This window comes from Shewanella sp. MMG014 (assembly GCF_018100775.1).
GTDB classification, from domain to species: domain Bacteria; phylum Pseudomonadota; class Gammaproteobacteria; order Enterobacterales; family Shewanellaceae; genus Shewanella; species Shewanella japonica.
Genome location: NZ_JAGJDZ010000004.1, coordinates 102054 through 124801 on the forward strand (window position 1 = coordinate 102054; position 22748 = coordinate 124801).

Sequence of the window (22748 nt, forward strand, 5' to 3'; positions counted from 1 at the left end):
GGTTTACGCTATTTATCTGCATACACTTCGGCAACTTCCAACGGGGAATCATCGAGCATCTGACTTCATTTTGAATTATGGAATTAAGTTTACTCTGACCCACTTATTTCGAAAAGGCATGTTACCACAAAATCAACATGCAAGCCGCACAGGTAATAAAAGTAATGCAATTGCCAATACAGGTTGTAAGTAGGAGTTAACATGAAAATCGATATTGTTTCTTACTCGAGCATTATGGGTGTTACGTTGGGGATGTCACCCCATGAAGTTGAACAAATGCTGGGTAAGCCGATGGATAAGGACGTAAACCCAAGTAATCATTTAGTGCATAAGTACCTCTTATCATCTAATCGCTTAATTGTTGTTTGTTTTGATAAGATTGAGATTGGCTCAGTCATAAATGTACTTGTAGATGTTTTTGATAGTGATGGTTTTACGATTAATGGTGGAGAACTTATTCAATGTGCATCATTAGAGAATCATCTTTATCAGCTCGATAAAAAAAACTATACCTGTGACAGTGAAATTCTCTTCTTAGAGCTTGGAATTATTCTGGGTGAATTTTCATATAAAGATAACGAGTACCCAAAATTCGTTAGTATATTCAATATTGGCTCACAAAATCATCTTATCGATAAGGGCATATTTAAGCCATTTGAACGTTCATCAGATTTGTAATGGCTTGAATTAACTTCAAAGGAAACTAAATTTTGAAAAAAATCATGCTATTTGCCCTGCTCAGTTTGTGCATCTATAAAGCCAGGCAGGACTTTGGGCCAAAGCCTATCTTGCCCCCTTTGTATAATGAGCCTTATGTTGCTGTTTACGGGCGAGACTCATGCGGCCACACCCAAAGGCTTCTAAAAGGATTAAAACAGCAAGGCATTGAGCCCCATTACTTAAATGTTGATGATATGAATATTGCCAATAGTTTACATGCACGAATGGAACTGCAAAAAATACCCACACAGCGCTACGACTTACCTGTGGTGGATGTCAATGCGTCATTAGAGATACGTCCGACATTGGCGAGCGTACAAGAGCAGTTTTTAGCACAATAAAACAATAAAATAGTTTAGTTGCATGGAAAATATGGCAACACGATACAGAGATAGTGAAGGGATAAAGCGTGATGGCTCAGGGAATAGGCAATAAAGTGCAACAGTGAATTAAGTGGGTCAGAGTCTGACAGTCTCTTTTAAATCACGTTTAGTCATTTTTAAGCGTAATGCAAAAGGTCGAAAAGATAAAGTGGCCACGGGTGAAAAAGCGAGACTGAGCAAAAAGTCTCGCGCAAGTGCAGAGCGAGAAAAAGAGCCTTGGCTATTAGCCACATCGCTTTGTAACGGAACTTAAAGCTGTTGAAATCGCATTGGCAGATAGCTATCAAGTCACTGCTGGACTTAATTCGGGAACCACAAGCGTCCTATTAAATTCGTGAATTAAGTGGGTCAGAGTAAACTTATAATCCTCAATGATAAAACACCGCTGCAGCCTCCAATATCCCCCCCGTTGGAAATCATTCGCTTTTCAGAATATTTCGCCGGGGGGCTGCGGGTTTGTTAAGGGGGACAAGCGCTTTCCCCCTTGACTCTGGTGTGGGCGAAGCGCCACGACTTTGACTCTAATTCAAACGAAGTTTGAAAAACTACAGAGTAACCTTGCGATTACTCTGAATCGCACTCTTACTCAGGATCACTCTCTATTCTGGATCATAGTCCAAAACCGGTGCTAACCAACGTTCGGTTTCTTCAATACTCATGCCCTTACGAGCAGCATAATCTTCAACCTGATCTTTACCTACATTGGTTACACCAAAATACCGTGATTTAGGATGAGCAAAGTACCAGCCTGATACCGCTGCGGTTGGGAACATGGCATAGCTTTCTGTGATGTTCAAACCAATGGTTTCATCAGGTTTGAGTAAATCCCACAGCAAGCCTTTTTCTGTATGATCTGGGCAAGCTGGGTAACCTGGCGCTGGGCGAATACCTTTGTATTTTTCACGAATGAGAGCCTCGTTATCTAACTCTTCATCTGCTGCATAACCCCAAAATTCTTTACGTACACGTTCATGCATACGTTCGGCAAAGGCTTCTGCTAAACGGTCAGCTAAACATTTGAGCATAATCGCGTTGTAGTCATCATGGTTTGCCTCAAAGCGTGCCACATGCTCGTCGATACCGTGACCGGCTGTTACCGCAAAGCCGCCCATGTAATCGGCCACACCTGAGTCTTTTGGCGCAACAAAGTCGGACAAACAGAAGTTGTCATTGCCCACACGTTCAAGCTGCATGCGTAAGTGATGAGTGGTCATTTCAACTTCGGTGCGAGTCTCGTCTGTGTAAAGCTCAATGTCGTCATGGTTGACGGTGTTTGCTGGGAATAAGCCGATGACTGCTTTGGCCGTGAGCCACTTTTCACTGATGATGGTTTCAAGCATGGCTTTGCCATCTTTATAGAGTTTACGGGCTTCTTCACCAACGACGTTATCATCAAGAATGTCTGGGAAGCGGCCGTGTAGCTCCCAGCTTCGGAAAAAAGGGGTCCAGTCGATACGATCAACTAAGTCTTCTAGTGGGTAGTCATCAAATACTTGACGACCTAATACATTAGGTGTGAATGGTGTGTACTTGTCCCAATCATGCTGGCAGCGGTTTTCACGGGCAGCGTCAATTGACACAATGGTTTTACGCTTAGTCTGTGATAAACGTTTTTCTCGCATCATGTCGTATTCGTTATACGCTTCATCAATGGTCGCTTGGCGTGTGTCATTACTGATGAGTTTTGACACCATTGGCACGGCGCGAGACGCGTCGGCAATGTAAATGGCCCCAGTGGGTGAGTGTGGGGCAATTTTAACGGCGGTATGAATTTTTGAGCAAGTCGCGCCGCCAATGATGGATGGAATGGTTAAACCTGCTTTATGGAAGGCTTTAACGTTATGCACCATTTCATCAAGGCTTGGGGTAATCAGTCCCGACATGCCAATAATATCAACGTTTTCAGCAATGGCGACTTCAATGATTTTCTCAACAGGCACCATTACGCCTAAATCAATCACCTCGTAACCATTACAAGCTAATACCACACCAACGATATTTTTACCGATATCGTGCACATCGCCTTTAACGGTCACCATGAGGATTTTACCGTTGGATTGACCTTCCACTTTTTCGGCTTCAATAAATGGGTTTAAATAGGCCACGGCTTTTTTCATTACTCGAGCGGATTTCACCACTTGCGGCAAGAACATTTTACCTGCGCCGAATAAGTCACCGACGACATTCATGCCATTCATTAATGGCCCTTCGATCACATCCAGTGGACGGACTGCTTGTAGGCGTGCTTCTTCAGTGTCCTGGTCAATAAATTCGGTAATCCCTTTAACTAAGGCGTGGGATAAGCGCTCTTCAACAGGCCAACCTCGCCATGCTAAATCTTCTTTTTTCGCGACTTGTTTACCGTCACCACGAAACTTTTCAGCGACATCAAGTAGTTGTTCTGTATTGGTTGAATCAGCGACGGGGCAAGGTAAATTTTGCACCACGTTTTCAACTTTTTCTTTAAGTTCAGGGTCGATATCATCATAAATGGCTAATTGACCCGCGTTAACAATCCCCATGTCCATACCTGCTTGAATCGCATGGTATAAAAACACCGCATGAATGGCTTCACGCACTGGGTTGTTGCCACGGAACGAGAAAGACACATTCGATACACCGCCAGAGATCATCGCATAGGGTAACGTGGCTTTGATGTCTTTAATCGACTCAATAAAGTCGACAGCGTAATTGTCGTGCTCTTCAATTCCGGTGGCAATCGCAAAAATATTCGGGTCAAAAATAATGTCTTCAGGTGGAAAGCCAACCACATCAACTAATACACGATAAGCACGCGTACAAATTTCAGTTTTACGGGCTCGGGTATCGGCCTGGCCGTCTTCATCAAAGGCCATGACAATGGCAGCCGCGCCATAGCGTTTGACTAATGTGGCTTGTTTGATAAAGGCTTCTTCGCCTTCTTTCATTGAAATTGAGTTAACAATGGATTTGCCTTGTACGCATTTAAGGCCTGCTTCAATGACATCCCATTTAGATGAGTCAATCATAATAGGCACACGAGAAATGTCTGGCTCTGAGGCGATTAAGTTTAAGAACTTTTTCATCGACTCTGCGCCATCAAGCATGCCTTCATCCATGTTGACGTCGATGATTTGCGCGCCGTTTTCAACTTGCTCGCGTACCACATCTAAGGCTTCTTCAAACTTTTCTTCTTTAATTAAACGTAAGAATTTAGCAGAGCCTGTGACGTTCGCGCGCTCGCCAACGTTGACAAATAATGAGTCACCATCGATGGTTAACGGTTCAAGCCCAGATAAGCGACACGCAACAGGGATGTCAGGGATAGTGCGAGGCGCGTGGGTGATAACGGCATCACGAATCGCGCTGATATGTGCTGGTGTGCTACCACAGCAACCGCCAACAATATTCAGCATGCCTTCTGCTGCCCAGTCGATAATAACCTCGGCCATCTCTTCTGGCGTTTCATCGTAACCGCCAAATTCATTCGGCAGGCCGGCATTGGGATGCGCTGAAACATGACATTCTGCAATGCGAGATAATTCTTCTACGTATGGACGTAACTCTTTAGGGCCTAATGCACAGTTAAGGCCAATAGAAATCGGTTTGATGTGGCGCAGTGAGTTATAAAAACCTTCAGTGGTTTGTCCGGTTAATGTCCGGCCTGAGGCATCGGTAATCGTGCCTGAAATCATTACTGGCAGGCGATCGCCTAAAGTATCAAACACGGCTTCAATGGCAAATAGGGCGGCTTTGGCATTGAGAGTATCAAAGATGGTTTCTACCATAATGATATCTGCGCCACCTTCAATTAATGCTGTGGTGGATTCGACATAGGCATCAACAAGCTCATCGAAACTGACATTACGAAAACTGGGGTCATTCACATCTGGGCTAATCGAACAAGTACGGTTGGTTGGCCCGAGAACACCTGCAACATAACGTTTAATGCCTGTTTGTGCTTCTACTTCGTCAGCGGCGGCGCGGGCAACTCTAGCGCCTTCGAGGTTGATTTCAGCCGACAAGCTTTGCATGTCGTAATCAGCCATCGCAATGGTCGTGGCGTTAAAGGTATTGGTTTCAATAATGTCAGCGCCCGCTAACATGTATTTAGTGTGAATGTCTTTAATGATTTGACGCTGGCTTAGCACCAACATGTCATTATTGCCTTTCACATCGCAATGCCAGTCTTTAAAGCGCTCGCCACGGTAATCTTCTTCTTCCAATTTATAGTCTTGGATCATTGTCCCCATGGCACCATCGAGGATCACGATACGCTCTTTTAGCGTATTGGTAAGTTGTTCAAGAACCTGACTGTAGGAAGTCGACTTCGCCATATTTGAGTACCTTTATTGCTATGCTAGCAGTTGCTATTAGCTATTTCTTATTATGTGAATATTCGAAACTTGAGAAATTAGCATACCTTGTTTTGCACTATATAAAAGGCGGCCTAAGTCAAACTCGCTTCGTAAAAGTATTCAGCATTAATATTTGTTTGGACATTTAAACGTATAGACGGCCATAATACGTGAAGTTTGTTTCCAAGAGCAAGTGTCAGAATGCACTAACTCAGTCCAGTATGATGAATAATGCTGAACTTGGTGCAGATAAACGGTTTTGTGAACGGTGAACGTGCAGGAATGTATAAAAAGGGAGCCTAGAGTGACTAGATTATCACACGCTAAGATAGTATTACTGCGACACGGACAATGTGAAGGCGGCAATATATTGCGTGGAAAAACGGATGTTAATTTGAGCGAACTCGGTGCGGCTACGATGCTAAATCGTATTAAGCAGATTGATTTTGTGCCTCATTTTCCGAAAGTAAGCTTGATAAGCTCACCTTTAAAACGCTGCCAACATTTTACTCATGGGTTATTTACTGAGTTAAATACTGCTAACACTGCCTTAAGTGAAATGAATGATGAAACTCATCAGTCAGTCAACACGCCATTACCTGCGGTGCAGTTGATGCCAGAGTTGGCCGAAATTGATTTTGGTGACTGGGATGGGGTGTCATTTGATTCTTTATACGAACAGTTTGGCGATAAGATTAATCAATACTGGGACAATCCTTGGCAACATACACCACCGAATGCAGAGCCGATGAGTGAATTTGAAACGCGTGTCGCATCTGGTTTTAACAAGGTGTGTCAGCAATTACGTCAAGTGGCGAACAGCCCTGAGCTTAAAGGTAACAGCCCTGAGCTTCAAGCTAACAGCCCTGAGCTTCAAGCTAACAGCCCTGAGCTTAACGTAAATCGTTCTGAGTTAGCAAAAAATACCCCTGAACCTTTGGCTATTATTGTCACTCATGGTGGTGTCATACGCACCATTATTGCTTTGGTGCTTGGTCTTGAACAATGCCAAGGCATATATAACACCTTATCCATTGATTACGCCGCGACGGTTTCTATTTCAGTTTTTTGGGCAGATGAAAGCAGCGAGCCTAAGTTTCAACTTCATTGGCCTGCATAGAGTCAATAATAGGGGGCACATCAGCGCGTTTTTGCTGAACAAGCCCTTAATTTAGCGTACAATCTTTACAAACTTTTTTACGTGTTATCTTAATCTGTAAGAAAGCATAAAATAGGTCGCGATAGCGGATGGATTATTGTCGCTATCGTTTAAGAATAAATAAAGTTAATCTGTTTTGTCATACTAATGGATGAATAGGGAATCATGGTTCAACTTGACTCAAGGTCTGATTGATTAGCATGAACTGTACCCGCAACTGTAATGTTATTTTTTACGAATAACTAAGTCAGATACCTAGCTTTTTTATGATGGTTCACAGCCTTTTACGCACTGCATTTATTCACTATCCAGTGCCTTTAATCAACCTGAGCGGGTGACTCAGGCGGAGAATTCATGTTTTATACCACTGTAATACATGGCGCTGCATTAGATTGCATTGCGTTTATGTGTCAGAACCTAGCTAGATTAGGTCATTGCTTGTCAGGTAACGTCGCATTAGATGCTCAACGCGTCAGTGTGTGTGCTTTACGTATTAAGTCTGCTTTTCTGGCGACGGCTTCATGACTCAAAATCAGCAGCAACGAGATGGCTCAATGGGTGAGGCGCTTAAGGTGGCTCGACTTTATTGGTCAGTGCAACAACAGGCGATTCTTTCCAATGTCAGCTTTTCACTGCAACAAGGTGAAATGCTGGGACTGATTGGTCCAAATGGCGCAGGCAAGTCCAGTTTATTGCGCTGCTTGTATCGTTATATCTCACCAGATAGAGGCCAGATCACCTTGTTTGGTGAAGATATTAGCCGCATCAGCCAAAAGCATTTAGCGACAAAAGTTGCTGTCGTTCAACAAGAGACTCCGCATTATTTTGCAATGAGCTGTGAACAAATCGTGGCAATGGGATTAACGCCTCATAAAGGGCTATTTGAAACAGATACTCAAGCTGATAAACATAATGTGATGCAAGCGTTAGATAAAGTCGGTTTGGCGTTAAAAGCAAGCCAACAATATGAACAGCTTTCAGGAGGCGAAAAGCAGCGTGCACTTATTGCCAGAGCTATTGTACAAAAACCGCAGTTGTTAATCCTTGATGAGCCAACAAATCATTTAGATATTCGTTATCAGATCCAAATTTTAGAATTGGTGCGCCAGTTGGGGATCAGTGTTATAGCGTCAATTCACGATCTGAACTTAGCCAGCGCAGTGTGTGATAGGTTGTTATTGTTAAATCAGGGCGCGTGTATAGCTCAAGGGTTACCAGATCAAGTGTTAACCGAGCAGATTATCGGCGATGTGTTTGGTGTTTGCTGCCAAGTTAATCGCCATCCCCAACATGGTAAGCCATTGATTACCTATTTTTACGGTTATCAAGATGAGCATCCCCGTCATCAAACACGGCAACAAGATAACAAGGAGGGGATTTAATGTTTGCGACTTATTCCCTTCGCCATAAATGCTTATTGGCATTGACAGCATTGATGACCTTAATTACCCCAATTGCAGCAGCCAGTTTTGGTGCGGCAAATATTAGTTTCGGACAAGTTTTTTTACTTTTTACAGAACCCATGTTGGGCGCTTCTGCAAGCACTGATGGCGTAACGGCAATAACTGAACGTATTGTGTTTGAGTTGCGTATGCCTCGGATTATATTGGCGTTTATTGCTGGTGCCGGCTTAGCTTTGGCTGGCAGCGTGTTGCAAACTGTTACGCGAAACCCATTAGCTGATCCCTATTTATTTGGTATAAGTTCTGGTGCCTCTTTTGGCGCTGTGTTGGTGTTGAGTTTTTTCGGCACTCAAGGCTTAGTGCAGCAATGGCTTTCGCAGTCCGATAGCTTATGGGCTGGCGCGATTTACCGGTCAGGGTTATTTAGTCATGATGCGTGGTGGTCTTGGTCATCATTAAGTCTTCCTGTTGGGGCATTTATCGGTGCGCTTTTTTCAGTGCTATTAGTGCTGTCGTTATCGGGTTTTGGCAGAGCAAGTCAGGTGGAAAGAATGCTGCTCTCAGGGGTCGCTACCTCTTTTATGTTTGGCGCATTAACTAGCTTAGTGTTGTATTTCTCAAGCCCTCAAGCAGCGGCGTCTGTTTTGTTCTGGAGCCTTGGCAGTTTTGCCAAAGCCAGTTGGTCAGGTTTGATTATCCCTGCTGTTGTAGTGTGCTCCAGCGTGATAATTATTCTGGCGTTCAAGCGTCAAGTGATTGCGATACAAGCTGGGGATGAAACTGCCCACTCACTAGGGGTCAATGTCGCCAGATTAAGGCTATATATGTTGATTCTGTGCTCGCTGATTACAGCAACATTAGTCGCCAGTTGTGGTGGTATCGGCTTTGTAGGCTTGATGATCCCTCATACTGTAAGGTTACTCTTTCCTGGCCAGCAACCTATTTTTACAACAGTGTTTGTAGGGGGCTTATTTATGGTGTGGATTGATGTATTAGCTCGTTGTTTGTTGTCCAACCAAGAATTGCCTGTCGGTATAATTACTGCGGCAATTGGTAGTGTGTTTTTCTTATTTGTGTTACGTCACCGCCGCTAGGCGCATTTGGGAGTATGAAGTATGTTCGCAGTTGATCCCGTTAATCATCATAATGATGAACAGATCCAACATAAAATAAACCAAAAAACCAAACCGCTAGGGGCATTAGGCTCACTTGAGTCGTTGGCAAAGCAAATAGCGCAAGTACAGTTAACTGAACCATTTAATAACCGCCAAAAGTTAGCCATTAATCAGCCAGCAATGTTGGTCTTTGCGGGTGATCACGGCATCGCAAATCACGGGGTGTCGATTGCGCCTAGTGCAGTGACTCAGCAAATGGTGAACAATTTTGCGAGTGGTGGTGCAGCGATTAATGTGTTTTGTCGCCAAATGGGATTGAATCTGGAAGTCATTGATTGCGGTATGTTAACCCCTAGCGACCACCCTAAAGTGACTGATTATAGGCTAGGAGCCGGTACTCAGGCTATTCATCAAAAACAAGCAATGGATTTACTCGCAGTAAAAGATGGTTTTAGTTTTGCCAATGAGCTAGTGCAGCGACATTTTGATTCTGGCTGCAATCTTATTGCATTAGGGGAAATGGGGATTGGTAATACATCTTCAGCAGCAGCCATAATGGCTGCGATGCTAAAATTAGATGTCAAAGAGTGTGTTGGACGTGGGACTGGTATTGATGATGAGTCCTTTGCACTTAAACGTGAGCTATTAACGGTTGCAATGAATCTTCACCGCGACAAAATTCATGATCCTGTAAATGTACTGGCTTGCTTAGGTGGCTTTGAAATTGTGCAAATGACTGGCGCAATTTTAGCGGCATCAGAAAAGAAAATGCTGGTGGTGATAGACGGCTTTATCGCAACGGCGGCAGCGTTAGTTGCGGTGGCATTACACCCAAGTGCTAGAGACTACCTTATTTTTGCCCATCAATCCGATGAGCAAGGCCACCAAAAAATGCTACAAGCGTTAGATGCTAAACCTTTATTGTCGCTGGGTTTACGTTTGGGTGAAGGCACTGGCGCTGCGTTGTCATTACCTCTGATTCAAGCGGCGGTCAATTTTTACAATGATATGGCCAGTTTTGACAAAGCTGGTGTCAGTAATGTGGTTTAAGTTATGGCTTTGCCTGTGCTCAGTTAATGAAGCAACACTAGCTAAGTCAAGATTATACTTAACTAACAAAGGATGATGAATGTCGTTGCAATCAGGCTCTGTAAATCGTGCCAGTTGGTTGAAAAAACAGCTTAATCTATTGCTCATTGCAGTGAGTTTTTTTACCCGTATACCTATACCTAATTGGGTTGAATTTGACAGTGAAAAGTTAAATAAAGCCAGTCGTTATTTTGGTGTGGTGGGGTTACTGGTTGGCGTAATGAGTGCGAGCGTGTTTTGGTTAAGCCAATTAGTGCTGCCTAACGGTGTTGCAGTGATCTTAGCGATTATCGCCAGCGTATTAATGACAGGAGGCTTTCATGAAGATGGCCTTGCTGATACGGCTGACGGCTTTGGTGGCGGCTGGAAAGTCGCTGATAAGCTACGCATTATGAAAGACTCTAGAATAGGGACTTATGGCACTTTAGCCATCGGGTTAACCTTATTGTTAAAATGGCAACTATTGGTTGAAATTGCCCTATACAGCCCACTTAAAGCAGCAATTGCACTGATTGTAGCGCATCCTTTAAGTCGAGTTGTTGCAGCAAGCATGATTTTTTCTGAGCAGTATGTCACCGAAGATGACGGCAGTAAGTCAAAGCCTTTGGCTCAATATCAGCACATTAATGATTTATTGATTTTATGTTTAAGCGGTTTTGTCGTGCTGGCTTGTTTAAACGGTGTGTTGGCGTTTGTTCTATTATTAGCATTAGTGGCCACAAGACAATTACTGGTATGGGGATTTAATCGTCAAATTGGTGGTTACACTGGCGACACGTTAGGGGCTGCGCAGCAAGTTAGCGAAATTGTCTGCTACTGCATTATTTTAACCATAGGTTTATCAACATGATCCATCTAGTTTTAGGCGGAGCCCGTTCAGGGAAAAGTCGATACGGTGAGTCCATTGCAAAGCAGTATGCTGAGCAAGGTTTTCGTTGTGTTTACGTTGCCACTGCCACAGCCTTAGATGATGAAATGACGGCCAGAATAGCCAAACATCAGCAAGATAGAGTTGACTCCAATCTGCCATGGCAATTAATTGAAACACCAATGGCATTAGCCTCAACATTGCAAAACTACCACGCTGATGATTGCGTAATATTAGTCGATTGCCTCACCTTATATTTATCTAATCACTTAATTGCTAGTGAAGAAACGCACCGTAATGGTGTGGATGACTTATGGCAACAGCAAAAGCAAGCTTTGCTAGCTTGTTTACCGTCATTAAAAGGGCAGGTGATTTTTATTAGTAATGAAGTGGGTTCAGGCATTGTTCCGTTAGGGGAGTTAACTCGTCGTTTTGTTGATGAAGCTGGCTGGCTAAATCAAGCTATTGCTGCGCAAGCTGATAAGGTTAGCCTAGTGGTTGCGGGCATTCCCATATCAATAAAGTAATGCGTCAACGTTGAAATGACATCATGTCATCACTTACATAACCCAAATTTGAAGGATGATTGGCGTTAATGAGCAATCAAGAAAAGCCCGAAAGCCAGCAGCAACGCCATATGAACACTGCCTCCCAAGATGTGACTCAAGCTGATACTGATGATTCGGAGAAACTACATCTGTTGAGTAAGCCCCATTCTTATCAAGCGGGTAAAGCGTTAACCTTAATGGTGCAAGGCACCACATCTGATGCAGGTAAGAGCACCTTAGTGGCAGGCTTATGTCGCTTATTTGCCAGAAAAGGCACGCAGGTTGCGCCATTTAAACCCCAAAATATGGCGTTAAATAGTGCTGTCACAGAAGACGGCGGCGAGATAGGTCGAGCTCAAGCATTGCAAGCGGTTGCATGTCAGCTTGAACCACATACTGACTTTAATCCTGTACTGTTAAAGCCAAGCTCTGATACGGGAGCGCAAATCATCATTCATGGTAAAGCACTGACTTCATTAGAGGCCAAAACGTTTTTTGGCCCAGAAAGTCGCCATTATAAAGCAACAGCGATGAATGCTGTTTTGCAATCATTTGAGCGATTAACGCATCAATATGACATGGTCATCGTTGAAGGTGCAGGTAGCCCAGCAGAGATTAATTTACGTGAGGGTGATATTGCTAATATGGGCTTTGCTGAAGCCGTTGATTGCCCTGTCATTATTATTGCAGATATCGACAAGGGCGGCGTTTTTGCACACCTTGTAGGCACTTTAGCGCTGTTAAGTTTATCTGAACAATCCAGAGTGAAAGGCTTTGTTATTAACCGATTTAGAGGCGACATTAGTTTGTTGCAGTCGGGAATTGACTGGCTTGAAAGTTATACTAATAAGCCAGTATTAGGGGTATTACCTTACTTACATGATTTACACCTTGATGCAGAAGATGCCTTGATTGATAGCCCTTTAAAAACGAGTGACGTTATCGAGCATCAGCAAAAAATCACTGTGCTTGTATTTGTGTTCCCAAGGATCAGTAATCACACTGATTTTGACCCACTTCGCTTACATCCACAGATTGATTTTCATTATATAAGTCAACAAACCCAAGCGAAATCGCTGCCGCCTGCGGCCGACTTAATTATCATGCCTGGCAGCAAAAATGTGCGCGCCGATTTAGCTTTCATGCGTGAGCAAGGCTGGGACAAGCTGGTTAATAAGCACTTACGGTATGGCGGTAAAGTCATTGGTATCTGTGGCGGTTATCAGATGTTAGGCCATCAAATTGATGACCCATTAGGCATTGAAGACGAAGCCGGCTCAAGCAAAGGTTTAGGCTTGTTAGCATTAAACACCACACTCACGAATGAAAAATTACTCACCAAAGTAAGCGGTTACTTACAGCTTGATGACGATAAGGTAGCGGTGTCAGGTTATGAAATTCATTGTGGTGAAAGTCACTTATTGACTGAGGCTAACCTGAATCAACCTATTGAAATTTTTTATGAACAAGCTGATACCAATGCTAATACCAGCGCTAAAAGCAGCGTTAAAAGCAGCGTTAAAAGCAGCGTTAATAGCGTTGCTTATAAGAATATCGGCAATCACGAAGAAGATGAACAAATAGGATTACCTTCGCTTCGTTTTGACGGACAAGTAAGCAATGATAATCAGATACTGGGATGCTATATGCACGGGCTATTTGACAGTCCCGATGCTTGCCAACTGATTTTACGCTGGGCAGGACTTTCATCTGCTGAGTCGTTGGATATTAATCAAATTCGAGAGCAACAATTAGAAAGATTAGCGGATGTGTTAGAAACACATCTTGATATGGATAAATTAACAGGAAGTCTTTAATGGAAAAGTCTGAAAATGTCACCAATAACAGCATTGAATCAACTGAGGTTAACCATGCTGATACTAAGGCGCAACGTCATAAAGCTCGCCAGCAAAAGCTCAAAGAAGGTGTCGATGCAAAAATTGCTGCCGCTCAAGATGAAAAGGGCATTTTATTAGTGCTTACGGGTAATGGCAAAGGCAAATCAACGTCTGGTTTTGGTGCTGTGACACGTTGTGTTGGTCATGGACAAAAGGCGGCCGTTGTGCAATTCATTAAAGGTGGATGGGAGTGCGGAGAGCGTAATCTACTGGAAAAAGTTGGGGTTGAATTCTATGTCATGGGCACAGGATTTACTTGGGAAACCCAAGATCGTGAAAAAGACGTGGCTGCTGCGGAGTCTGCTTGGCAAGATGCCGAAAAGTTACTTAAAGATGAATCGATAAACCTAGTGTTATTAGATGAGCTAACTTATATGGTGACATATAAGTATATCGACTTAGCCCGTGTGATAGAGGCGCTGAATAATCGTCCATCAATGCAGCATGTGATTATTACTGGACGTGCCTGTCACCGCGATATTATCGAATTGGCAGATACCGTAAGCGAAGTACAACCGATTAAGCATGCTTTTAATGAGGGTATCAAAGCGCAAATTGGTTTCGACTATTAATAAAAAAGCTGTCGATACATCATTATGTTTATGGGCGGCTGTTCTACAGATTTGACTGTGCCGCCTAAATTAACGCTCAAACTTTCACGGATAACCTTAGTATGTTGCCAGCTGCTATTAGCTAATCACTATTACCAGCCTTTCTTAACCTAGCCTCTCTTAACTTAGCCAATCAATTAACATCAGTTCCAACTCTGCGCATATCAAGCAGATTCTTCAATGCCTCATTTACGCTTTATAAATATACTTATTCATTTTTAGCGGTATAACCTTGTGCGATTGATCTTCTCGCTCTTGTTTTTGGCAAGACGCTAAATTGAATGAATCAAGAACCTATTTGTTACTGGAAAGTAAAGGTAACTCCCTCGAGAAATTGTTTTACATTTCTAAATCAGCTTTTTTTGTGTTCTTTTTGTAACTAAATAACGTTGATTTTAATTTAACGTCGCATGTGATGAATATAAGTGTAACTAAATCGATTAAATAACAGTTTGTGTAAATTTGTATCTTATTTAATATTTGTTGTTTTTTTATCTCTGTTTTTTATTTCGAACTATATTTTTAATATTGCAATTTAAATATCCATCATTGTTTTTGGCTAAGCCTATGTTTGCTTGGTTTATTTTATGGTGGTTTGTGATTGTTGTTTTTATGTGGCGCTGTTTTTATTAAAAACCTCCTTCTTATGTTTCTCTATTGTTTTGCAATACGGTTAATTTTGTTTGGGTTCTTGTATCACTTGATGGAAAGTTAAGTGCATATAATGTATAGGTTATTTATCTTTTGTTAAGTTTTGGTGGTGCTTATGTTTTGTGATGTAGGTCTCTATCCGTGCCTTGCTATACATATGTAACTTGCTTAATATTCGAATGTTGATTGTGACGACTTCTTATATAAGTTAATCAAACAAATGTAATGACAATGTAAATATTGGGGTTTTAAAATGACGTTTTAAAATTGAATGCTTTTTGTTCAATTTATTCCTGATTTTTACAAGTTAATATTAACTGGTTATTAACAAATCAAGTGTTAACAGTGTTAATTCACCTCTGTTTTTGCTTGGTTTACATTTCTTTGAATATCTTTTGTTCGGTTTTTATTAATAAGTTTTTTAAATATGAAAACGCTTCCAATATGTTCATCGTCAATAAGTCAACCTCACACAAATAATAAATAAGTCAGAATTCAGCCTTCAAATGAAGTCACTGAAGTTTACTAATGGAAATAAACGCGATGCTTAAAAAAACAACAGTTGCAATCGCATTAGCCTCTTTGTTTTGTATGACAACTGCCAGTGCAGTGACATTACAACAAGAGGACAATGGGGATTACCTTGACCTTTATGGTGAAGTGGGTGTTGGTGGCCATTTTGGTACTAATTCAGATTACAACCATGACGAGTTTTATGACACCAAAGGGTATGTTGATGACAGTTTTGCAACCTTGGGAGTAAAAGGACAGCGCTCAAACTACATATACCGATTGGAGTTGGATTATCAACGTCGCAATTGGCTAGGTGGTGACGGCGAATTTGAACTTGCTATCGACAAAATGTATGTCGGTTATATGTTTGATGATCATCATTGGGTTGAACTTGGTTTAACGGATACCGCTTTTGATGAATACGATCATTTTGGTGATTTTACATTTAATAAGTCTGTTGAAACTGGTGAAGCGGGCGATCAAGAAAACACGGTTAAGTACGAAGCTAAGTTCGATCATCTGCTTTACGGTGTTTCTTATTCTTATGAAGGAGAGCATAAGAATGGTTCACCTCAAGGTGACATTGTAAATGGCTACGTAGGTTGGATGTCAGACGTTGTTTCTGTTGTTGCTGGTGTTGAAGCGCGTGGCGGTTCAGAAGGTGAATCTAAGTATGGCGAACAGCAGTTATTTGGACTTGGCATGCGTGTTCAAGTGACCTCTGATATTGCATTAGGCTTAAATGGTTTTATTGAAGATGAAGATCTTGCAACACGTAAAAGTGGCGATGTGTATCTCGCTTATGAAACGTTCCGCAATTATGGCCTCACATTAAGCGGTAAATACCAACTGAATGAATCTTGGGAAATTATAGCTTCAGCTAACCATGAAGAGTATGAGAGTTGGGATGTTGAAAGCCCGAACTATGACTTCACGGAATTACCCGCTGAATATGGCAAAGATCGTCGCTGGGCAAGCGTAGGTTTTAATTACCGTCCAGCAAGAGACATTGTGTTGTCTGTTGAAGGTCGTGTAGGCGAAGCGCCAGAAGCCGGCTATGCATACGTACGCATGTACTTCTAGTTTCATTTTCAGTTAAACAATTATCGAGTTTACTATGAAGAAAAGTTTCCTTTCACTGGCAATCGCCAGTGTCATCAGTGTAGGTGCCAACGCTGGCGTCAACGATCTACTGATCACCGAAATGGTGCAAAAAAATTATGGCGCTGAAGTTGGCTCTGTAGAAATTACGAATACTCACGCAACTGAATCTTTCACTTTTACCGATGAAACTGCCGCATTTATGTGGGGTAATGGTAAATACGAAAATCAAATGTTAACAGCTGAAGGTGAGCCGCTATTAACCGGTATTACAGTTGAAGCGGGTAAATCTGTTGTTGTACTTAATTCGGCTGCGAGTGACGAGTACAAACAAATCATTACTGATAATGGCGGAGCGTTCGTTATTGGTGAAGGTAATGGTAACTACAGTGATTTTTACTTAAGCGGTAATGACGGTTTTTATATTAAAAACGGTGATGTGATTATTGACCGAGTTGGCGCTGCGGATAATACAAGCGTATGGGCTGAAGACACAACTTTACGTCGTCGCCAAGACAGTGAAGGCAATGCGCCAGCACCGTCAAGTGACTTTGATGCATCGCAGTGGGAAGTGATTACGCCACTGGATATGAGCACAGTTGGTGCGCCAAACCTTGCTGAATCATATGTTCCATTCGTATGTGAAAACTTAACCCGCATCAGTGACATTCAAGGTACTGGTGGCGAGTCTCCACTAAAAGGTGAAGCGGTTGCAGTGCAAGGTGTGGTAACTGCTGTTGTTGACCTACCTAAGAAAGGTTTCTATCTACGCGATGAAGTTGCAGATGGTAATCCATTAACGTCTGACGGTATTTTTGTTGAAAGTGGCAGCGCTGATAGCCAACTTGTCGGCCGCACCGTTTGTTTAGGTAGTGATGTTGCTGAAAGCTATGGTCAAACTCAGTTAAGTGCCGAAAACTGGGAAATCACTAACAGTGACTTTACAGCGACTGTTGCTACAGATATCGAAATACTCGATTCTGATGGTGGTTCTTTTGAAACCACATTAGCACGTTACGAAGGCATGGTGGTTAATCTACCAGAAGACTTGAATCCTCAACAAGAGGGTAATCAAGACATGCGTGTTTCTCGTAGTTTCAGCTTTAACTACGACAGTTTCCGCAACAATATGACGTTGGCTTATATGCGTCCTAACATGCAGCCAAATCAGTTAAATGTTGCTGGTACACCTGAGTCAATTGCTGCTGCAGCGCAAAATAATGACTACCGCTTAGTGATTGAAAGCGCGACACAGGCAAGTAATGACAATATCCCTTATTACCCTAATTTTTCAGTTGCACCTGAAAATAATTACATTCGCATTGATGACAGTGTAGTGGGTATGGAAGGTGTGATTAGTTACAGCTACGGCGACTACACTTTAACAGTTACCAATGAGCTAACGAGCAATAACTTTGTTCACAATCTGCCAAGAACTGATAGCCCTGATATTGATGAAACAGTAGCCGATGATAAATTTGCTATTCGTATCGCAAGTCAAAACCTATTCAATTACTTTAATTCGCCATTTGGCGGTGATCAAAACCAATTCGGCCAAAGCCGTGGTGCTGATACCTACAATGAATTCATCCAACAGAAAACTAAGTTAGTTGAAGCCATTCGTGCTCTCGATGCTGACGTTGTTGGTTTGATGGAAATTGAAAACAATGGTTATGGACTAAAAAGTGCGATTGCAGATTTAGTCAATGAAGTTAACGTTTACTATAACGATGAGTATGCCGATAACTTTGATAAGCCTTACTCAACAGAGAACCGTTATGTGTTTGTTGGTTTCGACCACAACGGTAACCAAATGCTTGATGAGTTAGATGCTTTAGGTTCTGATGCAATTGCAACGGGTATTATTTATCGCCCAAGCAAGCTGAGTATTGAACGCACACGAGTTGTGACAATGCCACAACAAAAAGCGCCTACCATTGTAAATGACAATAACGAAGTCATTAAGGACAACAACGATGAGATCCTAGAAAGTGGTCAAAACTATCATCGTGATGCGCTAGTTGTCACCTTCATGGTAAACCAAACAGGTAAGCGTTTAACCTTAGCGGTTAATCACTTTAAATCTAAAGGGTCAACCTGTTGGGAAGACTGGCAAGGTGTTGAGTTTGGTGATGCCACTAAATGGACTGATGACGCGCCAGATCTTGATTACCAAGGTTCGTGTTCTGAGTTCCGTATTTCTGGTGCAGTACATTTAGCTGAAGAGTTAAAGTCTGTTGAAGGCGATAGCATCATCTTAGGTGATTTAAATGCTTATGCTAAAGAGGATCCGTTACTGGTTCTGACCGAAAACCCACGTAATAAAGCCTTGATGACAGCAAGCCATACCTTTGTCGGTACTAAGCCGCAATTTAATAGCGATGGGTCACCTGTGGCAATTACACAAAGCTACGGTTACATCGATATTATTTCTAAAGTCTTTGAAGAAAAAGGCAAAACACCTTGGAGTTATTCTTATAACGACGAAGTGGGTTCATTAGATCACATCTTAATTTCTCCATCGCTTGAAGATCGTGTGATTGATGCATCGGATTGGCACATTAATGCTGCTGAATCTAGCTTGTACGATTACAACAATGAATACAAAGGCGACTACGATAACGAGTACAACAAGTTTTATGCCGAAGATCACTTCCGCTCGTCGGATCATGATCCAGCGCTTGTGACACTAAGTTACTTACCGGGTGAAGCTGACTCAAGCACGCCTATCTATCTAACCAAGCTTAATAAGTTGATTAAAGTGCCATATCAGATCCCTGAAGCAGCAGGGGCTATGGCGGGTGATATCGCTAAGATTAAGCTCACACCAAAAGATGATGAAGCTAAATTAGACATGAGCCAATTGGTTGAACCGAATGTGGTATTAACTCAAGACGGCGAAACCTTGGTGAACTTCGAAGTGTTTGGTGCTCCATCTGCTCGTTTCACTGCCAAGGTGACATTGGAACGTGACGGAACAGTGGTTGATGGTTCTACGGTTTCATTAGATATCGAAGTCGCAAGTCGTGATGCATTAGTGGCTGATATCAAAGAAGAAAAACATGATGGTAGCGGCGGTAGCACCGGATTTATCAGTCTACTGAGTCTGTTGGGATTATCGGCATTACGTCGCCGTAATCGTAAATAAGTTCAACCCCAAAGTGAGGTGTTAGCGCTAGCTTCACCTCACTTTCTAATAAAAAGATACGACTATGAATAATAAAATTAACGCAGTCGCAAAAGCAGTTACCCTACTGTTAGCTGCAGCGTCAACAGCTGCCAATGCTGATCTTGTCATTACCGAGTATGTTGAAGGTGGTGGTAGTAATAAAGCTGTTGAAATTTCAAACTTAGGCACGAGTGCAGTAGATTTAGATGCTGCTCAATACGCGATTACACTTTACTCGAATGGTTCAACTGAAGCGGGTAACTCGTCAATTCTCACCGGTACATTAGCTGCTGGCAGTAGTATTGTTTACCACAATGGCAGTGCCGATGACGCTTTTAAAGTGGGTATTGAATCAACTGTAACCTACTTTAATGGTGACGATGCGTTATTGCTGACAAAAGACGGCGCCATTATTGACCGTTTTGGCAAGCTTGGCGAAGACCCAGGTTCTGAATGGACCGATGCAAACGATGCTAACTTTTCGACTAAAGATAAAACGTTAAGACGCAAAGCCAGTATCACTACAGGTGATACCAATGCCTCAGCTGATTTCCCGGGTACTGATAACCAGTGGCTAGTATTCGATAAAGACACCAGTGATGGCTTAGGTTGCCCAGGTGAAGGTGCTTGTACTGCTGAACCTGGTGTATTAATCATTACCGAATACGTAGAAGGTGGTGGCAATAATAAAGCTGTTGAATTATCTAACGTAGGTGGCAGTGCAATTGATTTAGATGCTGCTGTATATACGTTAAGTTTATATGGCAATGGCAGCACTGATGCGGGTAATACCGAAACTCTAACAGGTATGCTGGCTGCTGGTGAAAGCATTGTTTTCCATAACAGCAGTGCCGATGACGCATTCAAAGTGGGCACGGCTTCAACTGTTACTTATTTTAATGGTGATGATGCGCTGGTTCTTTATAAAGATGATGTGGTTATCGACCGTTTAGGTAAGTTAGGTGAAGATCCTGGTTCTGAATGGACGGATCCGAACGATGCAAACTTTTCGACAAAAGACAAAACGCTACGTCGCAAAGACAGTGTCACCGCTGGTGATACTGATGCAACAGCAGCATTCCCTGGTGATAACAATCAGTGGGTGACATTTGATAAGGACACTGCTGATGGCCTCGGTTGTGCTGGGGAAAGTGCATGTGGCGAAACGCCAGTTGAGCCAGACCCAGATACGCCTTGCTCAGGTTGTGAAGAGTTAACTCCTGTTGCAGACCCAACCACCTTTGACGGTAACGTTTATTATACTAACGTTCTGACGGGGAGTTTTGATGATGCTGAAGCAATGAAAAATGCCATTTCTGTTGCTATTACTGCAGGTCATCAACAGCTAACTTACAAGCAAGTTTGGACAGCACTGTCTTATTCTGATGAAGATCCTGCTAACAGCAGTAATGTTATTGAGCTTTACACAGGCCTATCTGTATCTAAGCAAAATAATGGCGGCAATACCAGTGACTGGAACCGTGAACACGTTTGGGCTAAAAGCCATGGCTTCCCAAGTGAGTCGCAATTAGGTTACACCGATGCGCACCATTTACGTCCAACGAATGTAAAGGTTAACTCAACTCGCAGTAACTATGACTTTAATGAGTGTAGCGATACTGGAACTGAGGTGGCTGACGCACCAGGCAATTACCTAGATACTGCGGCACGTTGTTTTGAGCCTCGCGATCAAGTTAAAGGTGATGTCGCACGTATGATCCTTTACATGGATACACGTTACCAAGGCAATGACAGTAACATGCCTGACTTAGTTGCAGTGGATCGCATCACTACGGCTGATGAAGTCAGTAATAACGACCCACTGCATGGCAAGCTATGTACACTTTATGCTTGGCATCAACAAGATCCAGTTGATGCAGCTGATACACAGCGTAATGATGCCGTGTATAAGTATCAAGGAAACCGTAACCCATACATTGATTACCCAGAGTGGGTTCAACAAGTTTATGGTGACCAATGTGGTGATCCAGCTAATCCGAGCTTAGATGTTGACGTAATTATCGATGCACCAGAGCAAGTGAACGAAGCTGAAACACTGGTTATTGATGCATCAGCTACGGTTGCTGAAGATGGTTCAGAGCTTAGCTTCAGTTGGGAGCAAACAGCTGGACCAGCGTTAACCTTTGATGGCACTAAGGCTATATTATCTGTAACCGCACCAGAGGTGACAGCAGATACAACAATAGCATTTACATTAACGGTCAGTGACGGTGTACTAGATAAAACTCAAGTGGTTAATGTGTCTGTTATCAATGTGCCATTAGCTTTTGATGTTAGCTTTAGTGGTAACACTGAACTAAATGAAGGTGAAAGCACGACGATTACTGCGGCAATAGCTGATGAGCCTGAAGGGTTAACATACACGTGGAAGCAAGTGTCAGGTGCCGCTGCTGAGTACAGTGCAGATGGTTTAGTATTAACGGTAAACTCCCCTGAAGTTTCTGTTGATCAATCGCTTGTATTTGAACTTGTGATTAGCGATGGTGAAGAGCAAGTGACATCTTCAGTTAGTGTAAATGTTAGCAACACTTTAGAAGATGGATGGAGCAAACCAGAAGGCGCCGGTAGTTTGGGTGCTGGTTTACTGATGCTGCTACCGTTACTTTGGCGTCGTCGTCAACCATAAGCGTTTGTCTTGATTCATGGCGTAACCATTAATATGAGTTAGTCATAGTATTCAGTTTTATAAAATGAGTGACTAACTCACATAAAACCAGCTGAGCATAGAGTTGCACAGCTGGTTTTTTTATTGCTAAATTCAGTGTTGTTATTGATATGGATTGCAATAGTGCGATATCTACATAATAGTAATTTGTAGGCTTTTTTAAACTGTTTACTGGTGTGATATTAGGGATAAGTGATGAAAACAATGACATGTAAGCAATTAGGCGGCGCCTGTGACGAGCGTTTTCAAGCTGACAATTTTGAACAAATACAAACCTTGAGTCAGGCGCATGGAAAGCTGATGTTTCAGCAGCAAGAGCCTGCACATATTCAGGCAATGACGGCTATGTTTGATTTAATGCAAAACCCATCAGCATTACAGGCTTTTATGGAAGATAAACGGGCTTTATTCGAATCATTACCTAATGATTAATTAGTTGAATAAAGGCAACCACGAGGGGGATGGGGAAACACGACTAAGTGCTAGTTATTAGTGCT

The 22748-nt window shown here is 42.5% G+C and carries 16 protein-coding genes and 1 pseudogene; 16 read left to right on the forward strand and 1 reads right to left on the reverse strand.

What is annotated here, in order from left to right; genetic code table 11:
* The first annotated feature begins 201 nt into the window (after positions 1 to 201).
* The 3 genes and pseudogenes from J8L86_RS07980 to J8L86_RS07990 form a co-directional block, all read left to right on the forward strand.
* Positions 202 to 678, forward strand: a complete 477-nt coding sequence (locus J8L86_RS07980; protein WP_211029776.1) for a hypothetical protein — start codon at positions 202 to 204, stop codon at positions 676 to 678.
* Between the two features lie 32 nt (positions 679 to 710).
* The gene (locus J8L86_RS07985) at positions 711 to 1061 is read left to right on the forward strand and encodes a hypothetical protein (protein ID WP_211029777.1); all 351 of its coding nucleotides are present in this window, start codon (positions 711 to 713) and stop codon (positions 1059 to 1061) included.
* 133 nt (positions 1062 to 1194) lie between these two features.
* Positions 1195 to 1353: pseudogene (locus J8L86_RS07990) on the forward strand (IS4 family transposase); the annotation flags it as partial.
* Positions 1354 to 1702: 349 nt separating this feature from the next.
* On the opposite strand, the gene metH reads toward J8L86_RS07990, so the two are convergent.
* Positions 1703 to 5419 carry a methionine synthase gene (gene metH, locus J8L86_RS07995; RefSeq protein ID WP_211029779.1) on the reverse strand — a complete coding sequence of 1239 codons (3717 nt, stop codon included), beginning with the start codon at positions 5417 to 5419 and terminating at the stop codon, positions 1703 to 1705.
* A 325-nt stretch (positions 5420 to 5744) separates the two neighbouring features.
* Between metH and J8L86_RS08000 the strand changes: the two genes are divergently transcribed.
* The 13 genes from J8L86_RS08000 to J8L86_RS08060 all read left to right on the forward strand — a co-directional run bounded on the left by J8L86_RS08000 (position 5745) and on the right by J8L86_RS08060 (position 22683).
* Positions 5745 to 6560 carry a histidine phosphatase family protein gene (locus J8L86_RS08000; RefSeq protein ID WP_211029781.1) on the forward strand — a complete coding sequence of 272 codons (816 nt, stop codon included), beginning with the start codon at positions 5745 to 5747 and terminating at the stop codon, positions 6558 to 6560.
* 393 nt (positions 6561 to 6953) lie between these two features.
* The gene (locus J8L86_RS08005) at positions 6954 to 7124 is read left to right on the forward strand and encodes a hypothetical protein (RefSeq protein WP_156669115.1); all 171 of its coding nucleotides are present in this window, start codon (positions 6954 to 6956) and stop codon (positions 7122 to 7124) included.
* Positions 7121 to 7981, forward strand: a complete 861-nt coding sequence (locus tag J8L86_RS08010) for an ABC transporter ATP-binding protein (RefSeq protein WP_065108704.1) — start codon at positions 7121 to 7123, stop codon at positions 7979 to 7981. The genes J8L86_RS08005 and J8L86_RS08010 overlap by 4 nt, the downstream gene beginning before the upstream one ends.
* A complete protein-coding gene (locus J8L86_RS08015; protein ID WP_065108703.1) occupies positions 7981 to 9096 on the forward strand; it encodes an iron ABC transporter permease in 1116 nt (371 codons plus the stop codon). Before J8L86_RS08010 ends, J8L86_RS08015 begins: the two co-directional genes overlap by 1 nt.
* Positions 9097 to 9117: 21 nt before the next feature.
* Entirely contained in the window at positions 9118 to 10167 is a 1050-nt protein-coding gene (cobT, locus tag J8L86_RS08020) for a nicotinate-nucleotide--dimethylbenzimidazole phosphoribosyltransferase (protein ID WP_211029783.1), read from the forward strand.
* 79 nt (positions 10168 to 10246) lie between these two features.
* Positions 10247 to 11056, forward strand: coding sequence for an adenosylcobinamide-GDP ribazoletransferase (locus J8L86_RS08025; protein ID WP_065108701.1), 810 nt, complete (start codon positions 10247 to 10249; stop codon positions 11054 to 11056).
* Complete coding sequence (gene cobU / locus J8L86_RS08030; protein WP_211029785.1) at positions 11053 to 11601, forward strand: bifunctional adenosylcobinamide kinase/adenosylcobinamide-phosphate guanylyltransferase; 549 nt, start codon at positions 11053 to 11055, stop codon at positions 11599 to 11601. The genes J8L86_RS08025 and cobU overlap by 4 nt, the downstream gene beginning before the upstream one ends.
* A gap of 218 nt (positions 11602 to 11819) precedes the next feature.
* Positions 11820 to 13439 carry a cobyric acid synthase gene (locus tag J8L86_RS08035; protein WP_211029976.1) on the forward strand — a complete coding sequence of 540 codons (1620 nt, stop codon included), beginning with the start codon at positions 11820 to 11822 and terminating at the stop codon, positions 13437 to 13439.
* Positions 13439 to 14092, forward strand: a complete 654-nt coding sequence (gene cobO / locus J8L86_RS08040; protein ID WP_211029787.1) for a cob(I)yrinic acid a,c-diamide adenosyltransferase — start codon at positions 13439 to 13441, stop codon at positions 14090 to 14092. Before J8L86_RS08035 ends, cobO begins: the two co-directional genes overlap by 1 nt.
* Positions 14093 to 15325: 1233 nt before the next feature.
* Positions 15326 to 16378, forward strand: coding sequence for a porin (locus tag J8L86_RS08045; protein ID WP_211029788.1), 1053 nt, complete (start codon positions 15326 to 15328; stop codon positions 16376 to 16378).
* A gap of 34 nt (positions 16379 to 16412) precedes the next feature.
* Positions 16413 to 19544, forward strand: a complete 3132-nt coding sequence (locus J8L86_RS08050; protein WP_065108698.1) for an ExeM/NucH family extracellular endonuclease — start codon at positions 16413 to 16415, stop codon at positions 19542 to 19544.
* Between the two features lie 64 nt (positions 19545 to 19608).
* Positions 19609 to 22212, forward strand: a complete 2604-nt coding sequence (locus J8L86_RS08055; RefSeq protein ID WP_211029797.1) for an endonuclease — start codon at positions 19609 to 19611, stop codon at positions 22210 to 22212.
* A 234-nt stretch (positions 22213 to 22446) separates the two neighbouring features.
* On the forward strand, positions 22447 to 22683 hold the full coding sequence (locus J8L86_RS08060) for a DUF1059 domain-containing protein (protein WP_065108696.1): 237 nt from the start codon (positions 22447 to 22449) through the stop codon (positions 22681 to 22683).
* The last annotated feature ends 65 nt before the right edge of the window (positions 22684 to 22748 follow it).

Bases quoted from the DNA above. Each gene is read 5' to 3' on its own strand.
- J8L86_RS07980 (WP_211029776.1), top strand. From the start codon at position 202: ATGAAAATCGATATTGTTTCTTACTCGAGCATTATGGGTGTTACGTTG.
- metH (WP_211029779.1), bottom strand. From the start codon at position 5,419: ATGGCGAAGTCGACTTCCTACAGTCAGGTTCTTGAACAACTTACCAAT.
- J8L86_RS08005 (WP_156669115.1), top strand. From the start codon at position 6,954: ATGTTTTATACCACTGTAATACATGGCGCTGCATTAGATTGCATTGCG.
- J8L86_RS08010 (WP_065108704.1), top strand. From the start codon at position 7,121: ATGACTCAAAATCAGCAGCAACGAGATGGCTCAATGGGTGAGGCGCTT.
- J8L86_RS08015 (WP_065108703.1), top strand. From the start codon at position 7,981: ATGTTTGCGACTTATTCCCTTCGCCATAAATGCTTATTGGCATTGACA.
- cobT (WP_211029783.1), top strand. From the start codon at position 9,118: ATGTTCGCAGTTGATCCCGTTAATCATCATAATGATGAACAGATCCAA.
- J8L86_RS08025 (WP_065108701.1), top strand. From the start codon at position 10,247: ATGTCGTTGCAATCAGGCTCTGTAAATCGTGCCAGTTGGTTGAAAAAA.
- cobU (WP_211029785.1), top strand. From the start codon at position 11,053: ATGATCCATCTAGTTTTAGGCGGAGCCCGTTCAGGGAAAAGTCGATAC.
- J8L86_RS08035 (WP_211029976.1), top strand. From the start codon at position 11,820: ATGGTGCAAGGCACCACATCTGATGCAGGTAAGAGCACCTTAGTGGCA.
- cobO (WP_211029787.1), top strand. From the start codon at position 13,439: ATGGAAAAGTCTGAAAATGTCACCAATAACAGCATTGAATCAACTGAG.
- J8L86_RS08045 (WP_211029788.1), top strand. From the start codon at position 15,326: ATGCTTAAAAAAACAACAGTTGCAATCGCATTAGCCTCTTTGTTTTGT.
- J8L86_RS08050 (WP_065108698.1), top strand. From the start codon at position 16,413: ATGAAGAAAAGTTTCCTTTCACTGGCAATCGCCAGTGTCATCAGTGTA.
- J8L86_RS08055 (WP_211029797.1), top strand. From the start codon at position 19,609: ATGAATAATAAAATTAACGCAGTCGCAAAAGCAGTTACCCTACTGTTA.
- J8L86_RS08060 (WP_065108696.1), top strand. From the start codon at position 22,447: ATGAAAACAATGACATGTAAGCAATTAGGCGGCGCCTGTGACGAGCGT.